The following is a 16590-nucleotide window of genomic DNA, read 5'->3' as shown; positions in this document are numbered from 1 at the left end:
GAAGCAGCGAATCCTTAGAGCTATACGAAAGCCGGAGCGGTCGAATGTGGGCCGTCAAACATCTTTTCCATCCATTGAAAACAATTTGTCTGGATCGACTACTTCTTTGCCCGCCCGCTTGCCCCTGAATTTATATGCCATCCGACAACCACTTAGGAACAACGAGAGAAACGTCGGAAGGTAGTCTAGATTGACGATGTAGAACTGATCCCCCGTTTCGTAACACCACGCCTGGTCGTCGCCCCTCATATCCCTCAGGATTTGAGCCGGGCTTTCGTGGCAACGGATCTTCTTTCTCTTTTTCCTGATACTTTTTTCCAGAAGGCGAATGAATGAATCAGCAAAATCTCCAATGACAAGTTGCTGCATGGCGCCGTGGAAGTGCTGCACGTATTCCGGCCCATGTTGCGAGAAGAGAACGGCCATACCCGTTCTTTCAGCTATCTCCGAAAGGTCCTCCGCGTTCTCAATCGTCTTGATGTCGACTTCTTCTTTCAACACCAGCAAAGGCGCGTTTGTTACCAAGACCGGAGCCAAGAAGATGGCGTGCGTATCGTCGACAGAGGCCTCTGTATTGAAAATGCTGGACTCAACAGCTCGATGCAAAGCGGCTGGCATGCCAAATCGAAGTTGCTGGATGGCACGTCGGAATTCCACATCCACAGCGTTGTCTTTTTCGTGAATCTCGACGCCCTTATAGACCAGAGGACAGTCGGCTTCCATTTCAAGGAACGCGTTTGTGCCGAGATAAAAAGGCACGAAGTGATCCACGCAAACAACGGTGCCGCCAAGGTTAGACACGGCGATGTCTACGTTAGGGTCCTGTAGCAAAAGAAGCGATTTCTCAGGCGAACGATACTTGCACTCTACCAGCAGGTGCGCCGCAAACGTCGCTGGCTCTCCCCAGAAACTAGCGAATATATCGACCGAATGTTCCTTGCTGCCATCTAGCTCTCGCCGCAGATAACTTAGGTCAGCTGACACCTCAAAGCCGGATTTCGACATGGCCCGCGCGACTTCGTATTCCAGCGGTGCGCCCGAACGCAGGATGTAATCCTTCCAAGTTTTAGCCACGCTCTCCCGCTCCCCCTATCCCGCGAACACACGGTAACCGCTTTACGCCCGAAGCGATGCCATATGCGCCATATTGTCGCGCTTCCTCCAATGACGCTTTTGTCAGGATGAATAATACGAAATCTTCAAATATACCGTTTCAAATCGAAAATTGAATTTGTGAAGCAATGACCGAGAGTGCTCCCGCCACAATTGATCTAACCCCGCCTTTAGGGCCCATCGGGCAGCGGTGGGGCGCGACCACAATGCAAGCCGGTTTCACCGTGCTGCCAAACGCCCTCATTCGGCGGCAGCACGAGCTGCGCTTGTCACCTATCGAGTTCAACGTCATCGTTCACCTGCTCATGCACTGGTGGTTTGCGGACGCTATGCCGTTTCCATCGACGGAGCGCATATCGAGCGCCATCGGCGTCAGCGAGCGCACGGTCGCGAGAAATTTCAAAAGCTTGGAGCGAAAGGGCTTGTTGCGCCGGGTTCCGAGGCGGTCAGAAGCAAATCACCGCGAGACAAACCTTTACGACCTCTCGCTGCTTGTGGCCGCGATAGGGCTTCAGGCTGAAGCGCTATTGCCAGAGCGAGAGGCAAAAAAACGAATGGCGGCAACACGCGAGGTGCAGCCGCCATCGTGAGAGGTCTCGGCGTAGCTTAATGGATAGAGCACCGGCCATCTGAGTTAGGATCGTGTTTGCCGACAAGATCACTATCAGCCGGAAGATGCGGGTTCAACTCCCGCCGCCGAAGCCCCTTTATGCTGTATACCTCACGTTCCAGGCGCCCCAGCGCGTTCTTCGTTGAATTTGACTAGGTCCTTTTAACCGTCCACTGCGACCAGAAGGGTGGAAAACGGTCGGCACGAACTTGACCTCACGCCGTGAATAACGGCGACGCTATAAACTCAAACGCTTTTTGAGTCGCGCGAGGTGAAGGGGGAAATGTTCAACCTTGAGGCAATTTGGATAAGCCTGTCTTTAGAAACACAAATTTTTATTGCGGCCATCGCACTAACTACAATTTGGTTTCACATCAATTTCACGCCGAGCGTCGTAGCCAATGGACCAACAATACTCACAACGACGGGTATCTTCGCGACCTTCTTGGGAATAGCGCTCGGTCTCGCACATTTTGATGCCGCGAACATCCAAGCGAGCGTGCCCGCCCTTCTATCGGGGCTAAAAACAGCCTTTTGGGCATCAGTCGTTGGCGTATTCTGCGCCTTGACAATCAAGCTTCGAGAACAAGTCTTCGGCGTGCCGCACAAAGGAATGTCGCTCGCTCCGAACGACGTTACCGCCGCTGATATCCATAAGCAGCTAGTTGAGATCCATCGGGGATTGGTTGGCAGTGAAGATGGTTCGCTCATTTCTCAGCTGAAATTGTCGCGCCAAGATACGAATGATAGACTGGACGAACTGAAGAAGGCGCAAATCGAGGCGCTGAGCAAGCTTTCAGATATGGGTTCCAGAGCGCTCGTCGAAGCGTTGCGCAATGTCATTCAAGATTTCAATCAAAAAATATCGGAGCAGTTCGGCGAGAATTTCAAAGAGTTGAACTCGGCCGTTGGGAAACTGTTGGTGTGGCAGCAGCAATATCAGGGGTACGTAGAAAGCAGCTCCGACAAACTCGATACCATAATAGGACTGACCCAAAAGGCAACCGCCGATTATTCTCGAATAGTGCAAGAGGCAAGCACATTCTCGCAATCTGCTCAGGATTTGAATGTACTGATCAGGACGCTCGAAGAAAATAAGCAGCACCTGATGTCGGTTTCTCAGTCATTGGCACAGCTACTCCGCGAAGCGTCGGGAAGTCTTCCGAGCGTTGAGAAAAAGGTGATCGAACTAACCGAAACACTCGCCGACACGATGAGCAGGCATCAGCGAACAGTAGGGGAAACCCTAACTCGCAATTCAGAATTGACGCGCTCATCCCTAGAAGAAGTGACAAAGGGGTTGAGCAGAATAACCGCCGCAACTGAGCAGCAGGTAAAAGACCTCGAAAGCAAGCTTGGCGAGGCGCTAGAGGAATGCTTGTCAAGTTTAGGTTCGCAGTTGACCGCTTTGTCCGAACGCTTTGTCGAAGATTATACGCCCCTCACGACCCGACTAAGACAGCTCGTGCACATGACACCGGCCGAATAAATGTCATTGTCTTTCCTAAACACACCGCAAAGTCATTCAGCCAACGAAGAGCACTGGATTCCGCTCAGTGACCTCATGACTGGCCTAATGATGATGTTCATGCTGATCGCCGTCTTGTTCATGCTGGAAGTCGAGGCAAACGCTAAAAAACTCGAACAGCTGAAATCGATCGCGGAACAGCAAGCCGCGCAAATGAGAAAGGCTGCAGAGCTTTATGATGAGGTCCGGGAGCAGCTATATAACGATCTAAGGTACACGTTTAAGGACGATCTGCCGAAGTGGCATGCAGTTGTCACTCCTGACCTCGCAGTGAGATTTGAAGAACCATCTATTCTTTTTGATGACGGGCAGTGGGCACTCAAGCAAAATTTCAAAGACATCTTAGCTACGTTTTTCCCGAGATATGTAGCAATACTATCGAGCAAGAAATACCGTTCCTCAATCGAAGAGATCCGCATCGAAGGACATACGTCTAGTGTGTGGAACACTCAGACAACTCCTGCGCAGGCGTACTTCAATAACATGAAGCTGTCTCAAGATCGCACGCGAAGCACCCTTGAGTATGTCATCCAACTTCCCAAAATCGATTCGGAGCGCCGTTGGGTCATTGCAAAAACGACCGCAAATGGATTGTCATCGTCAAGGCTACGGTTGAATGCAGACGGCACCGAGAACAGAAAAGCGTCTCAGCGCGTCGAGTTCAGAGTTCGTACAAATGCCGAAGAGCGCATTGGTGAAATTTTGCGAGCGGGCCGACAAAAGTGAAATTACCTAATTTCAAGAAATCAGCTGCACTCAATCAGCTGAAATTGAAAATGGGTATCAACCCCGATCACTATGGTTCGTTCGCTTCTTCGTCGACGTATATAACTTCGGAAGAGCGGGCTCTCTTGGAAAGCGGAGAAGGCATCGAGGTTTCACTCGATCAGCTTCGAATTCTAGATGACCAGACCCTCGCATACAAAAATAGTCGGGTACTTTTATATATCCGTGATGTGAGCCATTACAGCAAAAGTTGGAGTGATGATCTTCCCCGCTATCACTTGGCGAACTGCGCAACCCTCCAAGAGATGGCATCGGCTGGTCGTTCAAGTAGATATGTAATCGCCACCGAAACGACCGGCGAATTCATGCTAAACTTTCTTACGGGTCGCAGTGTAAGAGCGGAGCGCAAAAAGCTCAACGTCTGTCAACGCTGCTTGGATAGAACGAGGTTCCCTGGCTGGAATTCCTCTGACGCAACGTCGGTGCGTCTCGCGTTTGTGAGAAAATTTAGTCCAAGCCGCTTCTTCGAGCTCTTTCCTAAATCCCTTCATATGCAAAAACCGAAATACACCGCTCACGATGCGCCGCTGAACGTCTACACTCCAGACTTCTCGGACATCAGCTCTACGCTCCGTCGCCAGTCGGATTGGGAGTGTTCCGATTGCAGAGTAAAAATGCTTAAGGCCGAGCATCGCAAATTCTTACAAACGCATCATAAGAATGGCGCACGTTGGGATAATAGGCGAGAAAACCTCGAGGTTCTCTGCATGGCTTGCCACGCATCCCGGCCACATCATTCACACATGAAAAGCGACCCGAGATACCGGGAATTTTTGGCACTGAGAGCAAGAGGCGAATTTCGCGCGTAGAACGGCGCCGACCCGTTTTGGGTTGCAGCGCCCTTTGGAGACACGCCATCTTTTGTTGCGGTAATACAGAGGTTGCACCTCTATAACCTCAAAATTTCCCGAGCGAGATCCGTCAATTCAGTCTGACGTTTCATGATAGCTTCGGGTGTCCAATCGCTATAACGAACGAGCTGAGCCGTCAGTGGAAATACGTTACTGTCGCTTGATCCGAACATGATCTCGCGCTTCTTGTGAAAATCGAAGTTGCTGGCTTTCGGATTTACCTTCGTTGAGAGAATTGCGAAGTTGCCGAGCATCTGACTAAGTTCAACGCGACGCTTTTGGTCGGGGAACTTCGCCCGCCACTGACTCCGCGGCCCGGGCTTCTGTGGAAGGATGTGTTCGAGTGTTACGTTTCGCGGGAAGTAAGTTGGGATTGTTTTGTCGAGCATCTCCGCATTCAAGCGGAGAAGCAACGGCCGCACAAAACGCGATTTGTTGCCGATGGGGCTACTCAGCTTCTCACGAATTTTCGCTCTCTCCGGGCGCGTCAGAAATAAAGCGCTATCTGCCTTACTGAGACAATCTTGCGAGAGGATGCGCTCGATGACTTTGCGCATACGCTCGGTTATGGTGTTTGTCGTGGCGCCAAGGACGAGCAATCCCAGTCCCAGCGCGTCCAGATATTTGAAGAACTCTATTGTGTCACGCTGCGAAGGGCTTTGAGCAAGCCAGAGCAAGGCGGCGGGCACCCAGTCATCGAACGGCAGCGCCTGGACGCAAGTAATTATCCGACTAAGTTCTTCGCTCCCTTGTGCGAGCTCTAGGTCACCGCTTTCCAGTTGCTCGAAGATTTCGACGAATTTCTTCAGTGTATCGGTAAATACAAATGATTTTGAAGGATGCGCAAGGACGGCGCGAAAGCCGTCGCGCAGTGCCATGCCGCGTGTTTCGGGATGGACGAGAGACAGGATCGACTTCACATACGTCGATAGCTGCTCGATTCCGATCCGATCCTCGATTTGGTTCCACGCGGCTGCGAGTGTCGAACTATGATAACGGTTGATGATTTCGCCGCGAATAATGTCGAGATCGGTCAGCGATTGACCTCTCGCGTTTATGCTGCGGAAGAGCTCGTAGCCATCCATCGCGCTAGACGTGATCACAAGCACAACGTAGCAACGGTTCAAGATGTAGCTCGCAAGATCGGCTACAAACTTTGATTGCGGACTTCCGATGGCGTCTTTCAAACCTGCTATGACGTCGGCGAGGCGCTGCGTTGCATCCGTATCTCCAGACGCCACCAAGGACTGCGTACCGTTTGATGTGGCGATCCAGCGAATGTATTCGTCGCTATCGATGTCGCGCAGCGTCACTCGGACCGCTCTTGGCAACCCCCGCGCAGCGTTTTCTGGGCGAACGAGGTGATCTTGAAGATGATTGCGAAAATCGGTTTGCGGAAGAAGATCGCGCAACACCGCAAGCAGCGCCGACAATGTTATCAGCCGTTGCTGACCATCGATGACTTCAAAGGGCGCATTCGGGTTAGACTGCGAGACAATTAGTTGCCCGAGAAAATAGTAGCCACCCGTTCCAGCGCCTCCGTCGGAATTGTGAAACGCCGTTTCGATATCGTCGTAGAGTTGCCCCGCCTCTTCCGAGGTCCAGGAATACGGTCTTTGAAAAATTGGCATTCCGTAGGTGCGTGATCCAGAGAGTAACTCACCTACGGGCAGCGTCTGACACTCCATACGTATTGTCACAACCGCCCCCCGACGCGATAACACAAGGAAATTTAGCTATAACTCGCCCTTTCTGGATTTCGAAGCCGTAATTACCGTCGCCGCAATAACCTGAGTTCATCCTCTGGATGAATGCGGATGGTGGAGAGGCTGTTTCAATGAGAAGTCTTTCGAACATCGGACCTTTTCGCTCTCAAAGCCTCGGCAATATGAGTTATCCGCCTTGGGGAAAAATCAACCAGGCCGACGGCGCGCAAGATCTTCTACGAGGTTCTCGAGTTGCCGATGCGCGTCTCCGTAATCGGGATAAACCGACCGTCCGCCCCGATATGGAGGAACCAGAGCGGGCAATTTTGGCCCCCTCCCCCGTCCCTCCGGCTTGGGTCCCATACCCGGGGGTGGCAAGTACCCCGGGGGTGCGATCCTCGTGGGGGACGACGTGATGAGGGTTGCACGAGCGTTCGCTTCGAACTTGTCGTTCGCGTCGGCAGTTCGAAATCAAATCAACAATTTTGACTTCTCAACGAAGTCGCAGGTCGGCATGCCGGTGTGCCCCGACCCAGCACTCACGGGGACGACCACACTCGTAACGGTCAACGATCGGCTTTGTTGGCAATGAGACAATGGGTGAATATCATCTCGCGTCGCATGTGATGCCTGCTCGACTCTCGCATCTGGCTGAGCGACGAGATCGGTCTCACAACCCATGAGGCAGCACCGATAGCAGCATCAGCAAATCGCTTTTCGCATTGAGTTTCGATTCACCAATTGAGACAATTCCGTCAGCGGATGATCTAGCAAGAGTGCGTATCAGCACCATCTGATTACTCATGAAAATAGAGGTTTTCGTGAGTAACAAGATGTCAGATGCGTTCTCGTCTCAGGCTGATACAGAGTTGGCTGATGAGGCACCTAATGGTGCGCTCGGGTTGGCGTTGCAGAAAGCCCAGCACTTCACCGATGCCGCCCGTTCCAATAGCACGCAACGCGTCTATGGCGAGGCTGCCCAAAAGTGGAGCGAATGGGCGAGCGTGCATCGCGTAACCCCTTTTGCACCGACACCCGACGCCATCGCAGCCTACCTCGCTGCGCTTGCCAGAGAAGGCAAGTCGCTCTCAAGCATCAATCTTGCATTATCAGCAATCCAGCGCGATTGCAGAACGCGCGGAACCGTCGTTGACCGAAAGCATCCACTGATCGCCGACACGCTGCGCGGCATCTCTCGGCGCACAGCGAAGGCCGTTGACCGTGCAGAAGCCCTCGATCTGCCGACGTTGAAGCGCCTGATCACTTTCCTCGACGGTGATGATCTCCGTTCGCTGCGCGACAACGCGCTTATTCTGATCGGGTTTTTCGGGGCATTGCGTCGCTCAGAAATCGTGTCTCTTGAGCTTGACGGGCGCTCGACGTTTACGATTACGGATCGCGGGCTCCTTCTTAAGTTGTCAGCGACCAAGGCATCGCTCAGGACCGAGGAGGTCGCGATCCCACGACGGAACGACGATCTTTGCCCTGTCGCGGCGCTCGAGCGCTATCTCGCCGCTTCTGGGATTACATCGGGGCCAGCGTTCCGCGCCATCAGCAAATCCGGCCGGATCCTCAACCGGGGCCTCGATGCGACGAGTGTGCGCCACATCCTAGCCAAGCGCCTCGCAGCCGTTGGTATTGAGCCCACCAAGTACTCCCCGCATTCGCTGCGCGCGGGGTTCATCACCGCCGCCGAGAACGCCCATGTACCCGAACACATCATTCAGCGAACAAGCCGGCATAAGTCGGTGGAAGTCTTGCGTTCGTATATCCGGGTTGCCGATGCGTTTGAGCAGAATGCCAGCCGATACTTTTAGGACCTCCGGCGGCACTCCCCTACTCACGACTGAAAGTTGTATTTCTATCTTTAATTGCCATCTACATAGCCGGAGAAGATGGCTGCGGTATTGGGCAATTGCTCGTGAGCGAAATGGAAAACACAAACTTCAATTTGATTATCGAAACGATGGCGTCACTGGGTGTCACGCCGGAAAGCATCGCGCAATCCGTCGCGATCAATGCGAACGACGCATGCCGCCAAGACTATCGACCGCTCCAAGACGACGAATGGCGGCTTCTTGCAACATTTTTCCCAGATGAGCCATCGCAGTCCAATACGATGGACAATCGGACGTTTGTTAATGCGGTCCTCGCAGTCATCCATCGCGGCGGCCGCTGGACGGACCACCCGAAGAAAGGTTCCTACTCCGATGCCGTGCGCCGCCGCTTTGGTCGGTGGGCTCATTTAGGTATCTGGCAACGGGTCGCTGAAAAAACTACTGAGATCGAGTTGACGATAGAGCGCAGGATCGAGTTCAAGGCCACCGCAGACCGCGCCGAACGGCTCCGTCGCAAATCGGCCTGAGACTGTCCGTCCGTCCGTTCTTTCGGCGAAGTCGCGAAACTCAGACCCCGCAGAGCGCGCGACTCGAACTGGCATCCAAATTGCTTTTACACTCGCAGGAAATGAGCAATCACGGAGTTGCTAACCTTAAAAAGCAAGATGAACGAGCCCTTACCCCAATAAAATCGGCGCTATTTGCGCCATAAGCCAGTTTCTCGAAAACGAGCACCGTCTCGTTACGATACAGCTGCGCGTCCGAAGACGGTACGATTTCGACTGGCCCACAACTGGCCCGCAGTCGAAACGCGCCAGTTTTTCGGCTTCGCGCACTTTGGCATGTCCGTTGCCTCATCGGTTGACACCTGACTGTTCAGGTCAATTGAGAAAGGTAATGACGATATGGACCGCCACACCAAAACAGATCTCACCACTCATCCTCCGGCGTCTCTCATCGTGACGCTCACCGACCTCCCTCCGAATGAGATCATGCGTTCGGAACATCGCTGGAGTTCGGCCGATGTCTGATTTTGTCCCCGACGCACTCGAGATTGAATTTGCTCAAACGCCAAATCTGCGGGCCAAAAATCCGAATTTCAGGAACGTGCAAGCGCCGTGGAACGCCTTAGCCGACATGCTGATGGCTCACGAGAGCTGGGAGCGCGTCGCCAATAAACTTGATGCACGCGCCATGACAGCCGGGCCCTTGGTGGGTTCTCTGTGCACGAAAAAGACGGTTCAGGGAATCTCGCTTCTGATCAGCGACCACGATGACGGCTGGACAATGCAGGAAAGCAGGGCCCTTGCCGAGCGCTTGGGTCACGAAGCCGTCATATATCCTTCATTCCGCAACGGTGCGACGACCATTGAGATTTTGCACGACGACTTCCTGAAGTGGGCAAAGGACAATGGTCAAAATCCCGAAATTTGTGAGGATACGGCTCGGCTCTATCTCAAAGCGACGGGCAAATTGCGAGCAACACATGCCGATGCCGCTATTCTCCAGGATGGCATGAGCCAAACGGAAAAGGGATTCGTCTACGTCCTCAAGACTCCGCCGATCGACAAGCATCGCGCGATCCGTCCACTCGCAACGCCGATCACGTTCGCAGACCACATTTCGGCTACTGCGGCTCACGCGAACGTTCTCGAAGCGTGGAACGCAGCTTATCAATCCGCCTTGCAAACGATTGGGACGCCGTTCGATGAGGCCTGCAAGGATCCGTCACGTCGATATTTTATGCCGGCTCATCCAGCCGATACAATGATCACTCTTCCACTACCTATTCATGTTCACGGATCTGCATTCGATCTTCATCCGATTTTCGAAGCCGCGTTATTGAGTGCTTTTCAGACCACTGACCGCAAACGTTCCGGGACTTCGCCGCAAGATAGCGCACCGAAATCTTCCTATATCTTCCGGGGTTTCAATCTTAAAGCTTGGGCGCTTCACTATGCCCGCTCATTCGACATCGAAGCGGCGCTCGAGCGCAAAGGCCTGGTCAGAGGGGCGAGGCACTCGGGCGGCGTCTACATCGAATGCCATCAAGCCAATCACTCGGGAGGCGTCGAACAAACGTTTGCGCAGAATGGCGATGGGGAAACGGGATTTACACTCTATTGTTCTGGAGCGACTGGCGGGTGCTCGGATTTAGACCGACTAGGGCACATGTTGGCCTATCTGGAAGCGGGCCAGCTTTCAGTTTCTGATCTTGAGGATCAAACGATCGGCGGCGGTCCGATTTCCAATCGCGCGAGCCGTGATGAAAAGAAGACACGTGAGAAGAAGCGCGAGATGACACGTGTTCTCGACGCCAATGGTGTTGGCATCGACACCGCGCGCTTTGTTGAAACTCGCTTGGCGCATCTGGATTTTGACCGCCTGAATGCTCTTGCGAAATCTGGAACTCAAGTGGGTCCTGGCGTCTCTGCGAAAGATCTTGCGGACCACATTCGTCGCGGGAATTTCACGGTAGCGGACCTGATCACTTGTTCGGAATCGCCGCCTTCAGGGACCTTGAGCGCGGAACTCCGCGCCTTGGCGAAAGCTCTCGCCGCCGGCAAGATTTCGCATGTCGAAGTGACCGAGACCTTGAAATCGCTGAAATTGAAATATCAGGCGGGTCTCAGCGATCTCAAGAAAGATTTGAAAGCCATAGGTTTGCTTCTGGAACAAGAATACTCGTTGGCGGGCGTTCTTTCTGCGATCGAGGCGAGTGCACTGACGGCACGATTTGATTACTCGTCGCAATACGCCGTCGTGCTCTCCGGGAAATCCTACGTTCTCAATTTGCAAGAGCCCGCCATCGGCAAGGCTCTCGTTGCACATGAGGATTTCAAGAAAATCTACAAAAATGACTATTCAGAGGTGGTGACTCCAGAAGGCTTGAAAATTGTGTATCACGCGGAAGAGTGGCTTCGACTCCCGCCACCGGATGCTCAATTTTATACGCAAGGCCTGGTCTTCAAACCATCGTCTTCCGCCGGCCAAAACGTCAGCCCCAATCAATACAATCTTTTTTCGGGATTTCTCATCGAGCCTGATCCATCCGGCAGTTGCGATCGTTTTTACAAACTTCTTCGTGACGTCTGGGTCCAAGGCGATGAATCGCTGTTCCAATGGGTGACTGAGTTTTTCATGCATCCGCTGCGGTTTCCAGGTGACAAGATCGGAACTTCTCTCGCCATTCGCGGCACGCACGGTGACGGCAAAAGCATTGTCACAGAGCAATTGATGGCGCCGATCTATGGCGACATGCTTCTCCGAGTCACCAATCAGAACATGGTTCTAGGCGACTACAACGAGGCGCTCTCTGGCAAACTTCTTGTTGCCCTTGAGGAGGCGGCATTTGCCGGCGACAAAAAAGCATTCGCACGACTGAAGGAACTCGTGACTGGACGTGACGTACTCGTCAATCCCAAGCACAAAGCTCCGATTACCATTGATAACTATGCGCGCATGATCATCATATCGAACCAACGCCATTTCATGGATATCGAACATGGCGATCGACGTTATACCGTTCTCAATTCTGTGCCCGCTTGGGCTGGTAGCAACCAGTTCGAGGCCCTCGTCGCGCAATGGAACAATGGCGGTGCCGCACGTTTCATCTACGAGTCTCTCAATCACGAGTTTCGAAAACTTGAAGATCGAGAATCGCTGGTTATTTCGAAAAAGGTCCTCACAGACCATGAAGTGGCCCAGCGCAGTGAATCCCGCGAACCAACCGAGGCATTCGTCGTCGCGTTTCTATTGCGGGGTAATTTTTCCGCTGCAGACTCGCGTGCGCATCTCGACCTAGAATCCCATTCGACTGGTTCTGACTTTTCGAACCTGCCTGATTGCATTTGGAAGCTCGAAGAGCCACTCGCGATCGAGTCGTTCCAAATCGTAGACGCCGTGGCCGACTATTTTCGGAAACGGGCGGCGGCGAAGTTACCGCATATGCCAAGCATGAAGTCCATCATTGGCACGATGGAGCAGTATTATGGCCCCACTCACAATAAGCGTCCATCGAAGGGGAAGGGCAACAAGGCCCCTACCGTCCGTTACCTGCCCAGCCGTGCCGACGCGCTCGTCCACGCCTTCCAATCTCGACTGATCACGAATGAGGAATTTCGCTTGGCAATGTCCTCATCCGTTAGCGCGCCAAAGATCACTGCGTACGCGGCACTTCAACCACAGCAGCCCGTCGTTACCCGATGATCTCTTTGAGAGCAGATCACCTTGGCAAGCAAAGGGTGGCGAATTTGCTGCGTGCGCTCCGTGCGCCAGCGTGAGTTCAAATTTATAGAGTCAAAAGTTGGAAGAGCCTCACGCTTTTTTGAAGGTCGCTCTCCCTGCCAAGGTGACCGACAGAAATTTCCGAACGCTACCAGAGAGGATAGAGGCGATGAGCGTAGAAAATGCGGCGCAGGATGATCTGGACGCCATCCTTCAATGGCTCAAAAGGGAATATGAAGACGATGGAAATAAGCTTTGGTGCAATAAACATTGGATAGAACGTGCGTTCAAAAGCGGTGAGCTTTGGGTCATTCGCCGCGGCGGCGAAGCGGTGGCGTTTCAGGTAGGAGATTACGGCGCTGACATTGCCTGCGTTCGGAGCAACTTTAGAGGGCACGGTCTCGGCACGGCGTTATTCGCGGCGTCCCTCGAGCGGTCTATTCGAGACGACGTTAATGTCCTCTTTGGAGAATGTTCACCACGAGAGTCGCTGACTTTCTGGGAAAAAATGGGATTCGAGCAATATCAGGATCCCAACAGGCCCTATCAGATCACCATCAAGCGGTTGGTCTGGCGCGACTTTAAAATTCCAGCCGATCTGCCGCGCGTAAAAGTCACAATAGGTTTCTATCCAGAATGCGCGCTTTACGGCGCGGATGTTCATCAGCCCATCACTACTCACGACCTAAATGGAGGCCGACAGTCTGACGGCACAATACTGCTTCCGTATCGCGTCATCGGGCTCACAATGGACGAGCCTCGAGGCTCGGATTTGGTGACTAAAATCACAGTCGCTGGCGTGGACCAGTGCTTTTGCAAGGCTAAACATGAAAAGGCCGAACGCGCTGGCATGAGGCGAGAGCGTTCTGGAAATTCCTTCTAAATCGACATTGTCAATCCCTCGACGTTTTAGGACGGCGGCTTCGACATTCCTGCGCGGCTCCTCGAACCTTACGAGATGGCAGCCTGCTTCAATTCATTCGACCGGCAAACAAGTGGTAAAGGCGCTGAGCTCGTGGCCACGCCGCATTGGAGTCCGATGCTGGGCTTTTGCGGGATAATTTCGCATCCACCGGTGTCGTCCGCAAAGCCGAGAAAGCGGACATCCGCGGCGCGAGCGCATGACTGTCGAAGTGAAATTCGCGTGCCCGCGCTATACGCCGATGAGCGGACGCTGCTGGTCTCCTAGTAAACATCAAAAGCAGATAGGCTATCTGCGTCAGCCAAGCACTCACTTCGCAGGCATTTCTTCGTGGACGTGATCATGATCGTCATGTCCGTCGCCGTGCGCCGCCGACATGCGTTTCATTTCGACGTATTTTTCCGAACTAAGTTGCGGAAGCTCTTTCAGAAAAGCAACCAAGGTCCACAGCCGCTCGTCGGAATGCGTCGCTCCAAACGCCGGCATTCCCGTCATTTTGATGCCGTGCTTCACAATCCAGAAGAGTTCCGCAGCCGTCCACTCCTTGGAGGCTTTCGCGAGATCAGGTGGGCGCGGGTTAAGCCCTTTCCCAACTTCGCCTCGTTCTCGGCCTGGCGCGCCGTGGCAATTGACGCACATTTCATCGAATTCCGAAAAGCCGTCAGCAACTTGCTGGTGCGTGAATTGAGCAGGCGCAGTCACCGACGCAGCCCGGACGGCAACGGAGCGCCGAGTTGTCATCGTTAGAAACCAATGCGTCAAAGCATTGTGTGCATCAGTCGCTGCAACGTTATATCCCCCAGCGAGGGCGAAAATCGACGCCCCGACCAGCAGCAACACTATGGAGATCGCACCACCGACCACGAACTTCATCACGTCTCCGGCGTTCCTATAGAGGCCGGCTAATCTTCTCCACGACCTCCTGTTTTGCTTCCGCCATTCCAGATCCGGTAAACCGATAGGCCTCGCTGGTCGTTTCGTACCGAATTCAATAAAATCTAATAATTTTCACGCGTTGTGCCATGTGGAGCGCGCCCGACGACAAGGCCAGCTTTGGGCCGTCGGCAAAAAGGAACGCACGTTCGTAACTAACAGCGAGCTGATGCGTTGGCAGGGCGGGCTGAAATTTTTGATCGAACGTGAAGGAGGAACGCCATGAGAACTCTGTTGGCAGTAGGTTTTCTTGCCCTGATGCCTTTGGGGCCGGCCTATGCGCAGGATAAAGAGGCGTGGTGCACCAATGAGCACATGATGAAAATGGATGCGCAAGTCGCCAAAATGACAGACGCCAAGATGCAGAAGTCAGCGGAAATGCATCTCAGTCAATCAAAAGCTGCCATGAAGAAGAAAGATATGTCTGGTTGCGTCAAGCACATGGAAGAAGCGCACAAAGCCATGGGCATGTGAGCACGAGCGGGCGGTCGTTCGCCAGGAGCAGCTGCCCCATCACTCGAAGTCATCGACTCTAACTGGTGTCCCGGGTCCAGGGAACGGCAAGCGTCGAATTCGGCTCTAGTGAATAAGTCCAATTGAATAAGATTCACTCGGTCGCAACGCCAAAGTCTTTCGACGTTAAAAGCTGCGAAGCGATCGCCAGATTATTCGTCCTTGCGGGCGGGCGGCAGGTCCGGTGCCCCTGGGGGAGAAGGATGCTTATCGAGGTCCGCAATCAGCTTTTTCATCTCACCGATCTCTCGCACCTGCGCATCGATTATGCCGTCAGCGAGTTTGCGGACGCGTGGATCGTGGATATGCGCGCGTTCACTTGTCATGATGGCGATGGAGTGGTGGGGGATCATCGCCCTCATGTAGCTGACGTCGTCGACCGTCTGCTGGCTACGGACGAGCCAAAGTGAAACTCCGAAAACTAAAAAGCTACACACGACTATCGCCGCGTTTATGCGCGCATTTTTGTACATTGCCGACATGAAGCCTAGCATGATGATCGCCATAGCGGCCCCCATCACAACCGCCATCCACATACGCGTCTGGCTGTAGAATACGTGATCGAGCGCATACGTATTGAGATACATCAGTCCAAACATCACGAGGGCAGAGACCGCGACCATCGCGAAGAACCGGCTATAGGGCATCATCTAACATCCTCATTTGAACATCATCCACACGGCCATCGCGACCATCATCAGATTTTCGGTGAGCGAGACGAAGCCGAGCGGCACATTGCTGTCGCCGCCGACACAGGCGCATTTGAGGTCTCGTCTGTCGATGTACACGGCCTTATGAACGGAAATCGCGCCAATGCCGCCGATGAACAGCGCAACAGGGATCGCGATCCACTTTAACGCGCCAGCGATCATCAAGATGCCGGCCAGAGCTTCGGCAAATGGATAGACGTAGGCGTAGCGCATGACGCGCTGCGCGAGCAGATCGTAGCCGAGAAACATGTTCGAAAAAGACTCAAGATCGCGCAGCTTTAATATGGCGAGAATGCACATGCTGAAGGAGATGAACCATTCAGCTGCCTGCACGGTCAGGAGTGCACCGTGCGCCGACCAATTCGCGGCAATCGCCATCAGGGCGGCTGTCCCGAAGACCGCGATCACCGGTTGATAGGTCACCGCTTCAGAGCTGACGGGCGGTTTACCGAAATATTTTCGAAGTGCGTCGTAGCCGCCGATCCGCTCACCGCCGATGAATGCTTGCGGCGTTGTGGAGACGTGGTATTGCCTCTTGAAGGCGTCGGTCTCTTCTCTTGAAGTCAGTTTGTGATCTTCAACCGCGTATCCCTCGCGCTCTAGCAAATCGAGCGACTTGAGCCCAAAGGGGCAAGTATGCTCGTCGGTCGCCATGCGGTACAAAGATGCGGACTTTTCGGACATCGGGGCGGCCTACTCCTTTTGCAGACAACGCCCGAACCGTTGAAAATGCTCCGAGGGCAGATTGCAATCGGAGCACTAAAACAGCTGAAAGAGAGACGCGAGGCGCCCAAGTGGTTGCAGGGGACGATCGAACCCCTTATCCTCGCGCTGTTTCCGAGTCGTGCATTCG

14 protein-coding genes and 1 tRNA gene are annotated in these 16590 nt (G+C 53.5%); 10 read left to right on the top strand and 5 right to left on the bottom strand.

Features of this window, described 5'->3' with window-relative positions; genetic code table 11:
* Positions 1 to 54: 54 nt before the first annotated feature.
* Positions 55 to 1074 carry a hypothetical protein gene (locus tag VHB22_RS05255; RefSeq protein ID WP_325455908.1) on the bottom strand — a complete coding sequence of 340 codons (1020 nt, stop codon included), beginning with the start codon at positions 1072 to 1074 and terminating at the stop codon, positions 55 to 57.
* 245 nt (positions 1075 to 1319) lie between these two features.
* On the opposite strand from VHB22_RS05255, the gene VHB22_RS05250 reads away from it, so the two are divergent.
* The 5 genes from VHB22_RS05250 (at position 1320) to VHB22_RS05230 (ending at position 4846) form a co-directional block, all read left to right on the top strand.
* Positions 1320 to 1703, top strand: coding sequence for a helix-turn-helix domain-containing protein (locus VHB22_RS05250; RefSeq protein WP_325455907.1), 384 nt, complete (start codon positions 1320 to 1322; stop codon positions 1701 to 1703).
* A 5-nt stretch (positions 1704 to 1708) separates the two neighbouring features.
* Positions 1709 to 1815: transfer RNA gene (locus VHB22_RS05245), tRNA-OTHER, on the top strand.
* 191 nt (positions 1816 to 2006) lie between these two features.
* Entirely contained in the window at positions 2007 to 3212 is a 1206-nt protein-coding gene (locus VHB22_RS05240) for a hypothetical protein (RefSeq protein ID WP_325455906.1), read from the top strand.
* Between the two features lie 99 nt (positions 3213 to 3311).
* Entirely contained in the window at positions 3312 to 3977 is a 666-nt protein-coding gene (locus VHB22_RS05235; protein WP_325455905.1) for an OmpA family protein, read from the top strand.
* On the top strand, positions 3974 to 4846 hold the full coding sequence (locus tag VHB22_RS05230; RefSeq protein ID WP_325455904.1) for a hypothetical protein: 873 nt from the start codon (positions 3974 to 3976) through the stop codon (positions 4844 to 4846). Before VHB22_RS05235 ends, VHB22_RS05230 begins: the two co-directional genes overlap by 4 nt.
* An 80-nt stretch (positions 4847 to 4926) precedes the next feature.
* Here the strand turns inward: VHB22_RS05230 and VHB22_RS05225 are convergent, their stop codons facing one another.
* A complete protein-coding gene (locus tag VHB22_RS05225) occupies positions 4927 to 6588 on the bottom strand; it encodes a DUF262 domain-containing HNH endonuclease family protein (protein WP_325455903.1) in 1662 nt (553 codons plus the stop codon).
* A gap of 827 nt (positions 6589 to 7415) precedes the next feature.
* On the opposite strand from VHB22_RS05225, the gene VHB22_RS05220 reads away from it, so the two are divergent.
* From VHB22_RS05220 to VHB22_RS05205, 4 genes are all read left to right on the top strand, one after another.
* Entirely contained in the window at positions 7416 to 8411 is a 996-nt protein-coding gene (locus VHB22_RS05220) for a site-specific integrase (protein ID WP_325455902.1), read from the top strand.
* A gap of 113 nt (positions 8412 to 8524) precedes the next feature.
* Positions 8525 to 8959, top strand: coding sequence for a transposase (locus VHB22_RS05215; RefSeq protein ID WP_325456143.1), 435 nt, complete (start codon positions 8525 to 8527; stop codon positions 8957 to 8959).
* Positions 8960 to 9455: 496 nt separating this feature from the next.
* Positions 9456 to 12641 carry a primase-helicase family protein gene (locus VHB22_RS05210; RefSeq protein ID WP_325455901.1) on the top strand — a complete coding sequence of 1062 codons (3186 nt, stop codon included), beginning with the start codon at positions 9456 to 9458 and terminating at the stop codon, positions 12639 to 12641.
* Between the two features lie 187 nt (positions 12642 to 12828).
* A complete protein-coding gene (locus tag VHB22_RS05205; protein WP_325455900.1) occupies positions 12829 to 13542 on the top strand; it encodes a GNAT family N-acetyltransferase in 714 nt (237 codons plus the stop codon).
* A gap of 348 nt (positions 13543 to 13890) precedes the next feature.
* Here VHB22_RS05205 and VHB22_RS05200 read toward each other — a convergent pair whose 3' ends face one another.
* Positions 13891 to 14454: a cytochrome c gene (locus VHB22_RS05200; protein ID WP_325455899.1), complete on the bottom strand. Its 564-nt coding sequence runs from the start codon at positions 14452 to 14454 to the stop codon at positions 13891 to 13893.
* A gap of 282 nt (positions 14455 to 14736) precedes the next feature.
* On the opposite strand from VHB22_RS05200, the gene VHB22_RS05195 reads away from it, so the two are divergent.
* On the top strand, positions 14737 to 14988 hold the full coding sequence (locus VHB22_RS05195; protein WP_325455898.1) for a hypothetical protein: 252 nt from the start codon (positions 14737 to 14739) through the stop codon (positions 14986 to 14988).
* 191 nt (positions 14989 to 15179) lie between these two features.
* Here the strand turns inward: VHB22_RS05195 and VHB22_RS05190 are convergent, their stop codons facing one another.
* Together VHB22_RS05190 and VHB22_RS05185 are read right to left on the bottom strand one after the other, a co-directional pair.
* On the bottom strand, positions 15180 to 15674 hold the full coding sequence (locus VHB22_RS05190) for a DUF305 domain-containing protein (protein ID WP_325455897.1): 495 nt from the start codon (positions 15672 to 15674) through the stop codon (positions 15180 to 15182).
* 12 nt (positions 15675 to 15686) lie between these two features.
* Positions 15687 to 16421 carry a glutaredoxin gene (locus VHB22_RS05185; protein ID WP_325455896.1) on the bottom strand — a complete coding sequence of 245 codons (735 nt, stop codon included), beginning with the start codon at positions 16419 to 16421 and terminating at the stop codon, positions 15687 to 15689.
* Positions 16422 to 16590: the final 169 nt, after the last annotated feature.

This window comes from Hyphomicrobium sp., assembly GCF_035548195.1.
Lineage (GTDB): Bacteria > Pseudomonadota > Alphaproteobacteria > Rhizobiales > Hyphomicrobiaceae > Hyphomicrobium_B.
Note: the sequence above shows the minus strand (reverse complement) of the source record. Positions and strands in the feature narration are given on the sequence as shown.

Excerpts from the sequence above, each read along its gene's own strand:
- VHB22_RS05205 (WP_325455900.1), top strand. The coding sequence starts at position 12,829 with ATGAGCGTAGAAAATGCGGCGCAGGATGATCTGGACGCCATCCTTCAA.
- VHB22_RS05235 (WP_325455905.1), top strand. The coding sequence starts at position 3,312 with ATGCTGATCGCCGTCTTGTTCATGCTGGAAGTCGAGGCAAACGCTAAA.
- VHB22_RS05190 (WP_325455897.1), bottom strand. The coding sequence starts at position 15,674 with ATGCCCTATAGCCGGTTCTTCGCGATGGTCGCGGTCTCTGCCCTCGTG.
- VHB22_RS05185 (WP_325455896.1), bottom strand. The coding sequence starts at position 16,421 with ATGTCCGAAAAGTCCGCATCTTTGTACCGCATGGCGACCGACGAGCAT.
- VHB22_RS05240 (WP_325455906.1), top strand. The coding sequence starts at position 2,007 with ATGTTCAACCTTGAGGCAATTTGGATAAGCCTGTCTTTAGAAACACAA.
- VHB22_RS05200 (WP_325455899.1), bottom strand. The coding sequence starts at position 14,454 with ATGAAGTTCGTGGTCGGTGGTGCGATCTCCATAGTGTTGCTGCTGGTC.
- VHB22_RS05195 (WP_325455898.1), top strand. The coding sequence starts at position 14,737 with ATGAGAACTCTGTTGGCAGTAGGTTTTCTTGCCCTGATGCCTTTGGGG.
- VHB22_RS05215 (WP_325456143.1), top strand. The coding sequence starts at position 8,525 with ATGGAAAACACAAACTTCAATTTGATTATCGAAACGATGGCGTCACTG.
- VHB22_RS05210 (WP_325455901.1), top strand. The coding sequence starts at position 9,456 with ATGTCTGATTTTGTCCCCGACGCACTCGAGATTGAATTTGCTCAAACG.
- VHB22_RS05250 (WP_325455907.1), top strand. The coding sequence starts at position 1,320 with ATGCAAGCCGGTTTCACCGTGCTGCCAAACGCCCTCATTCGGCGGCAG.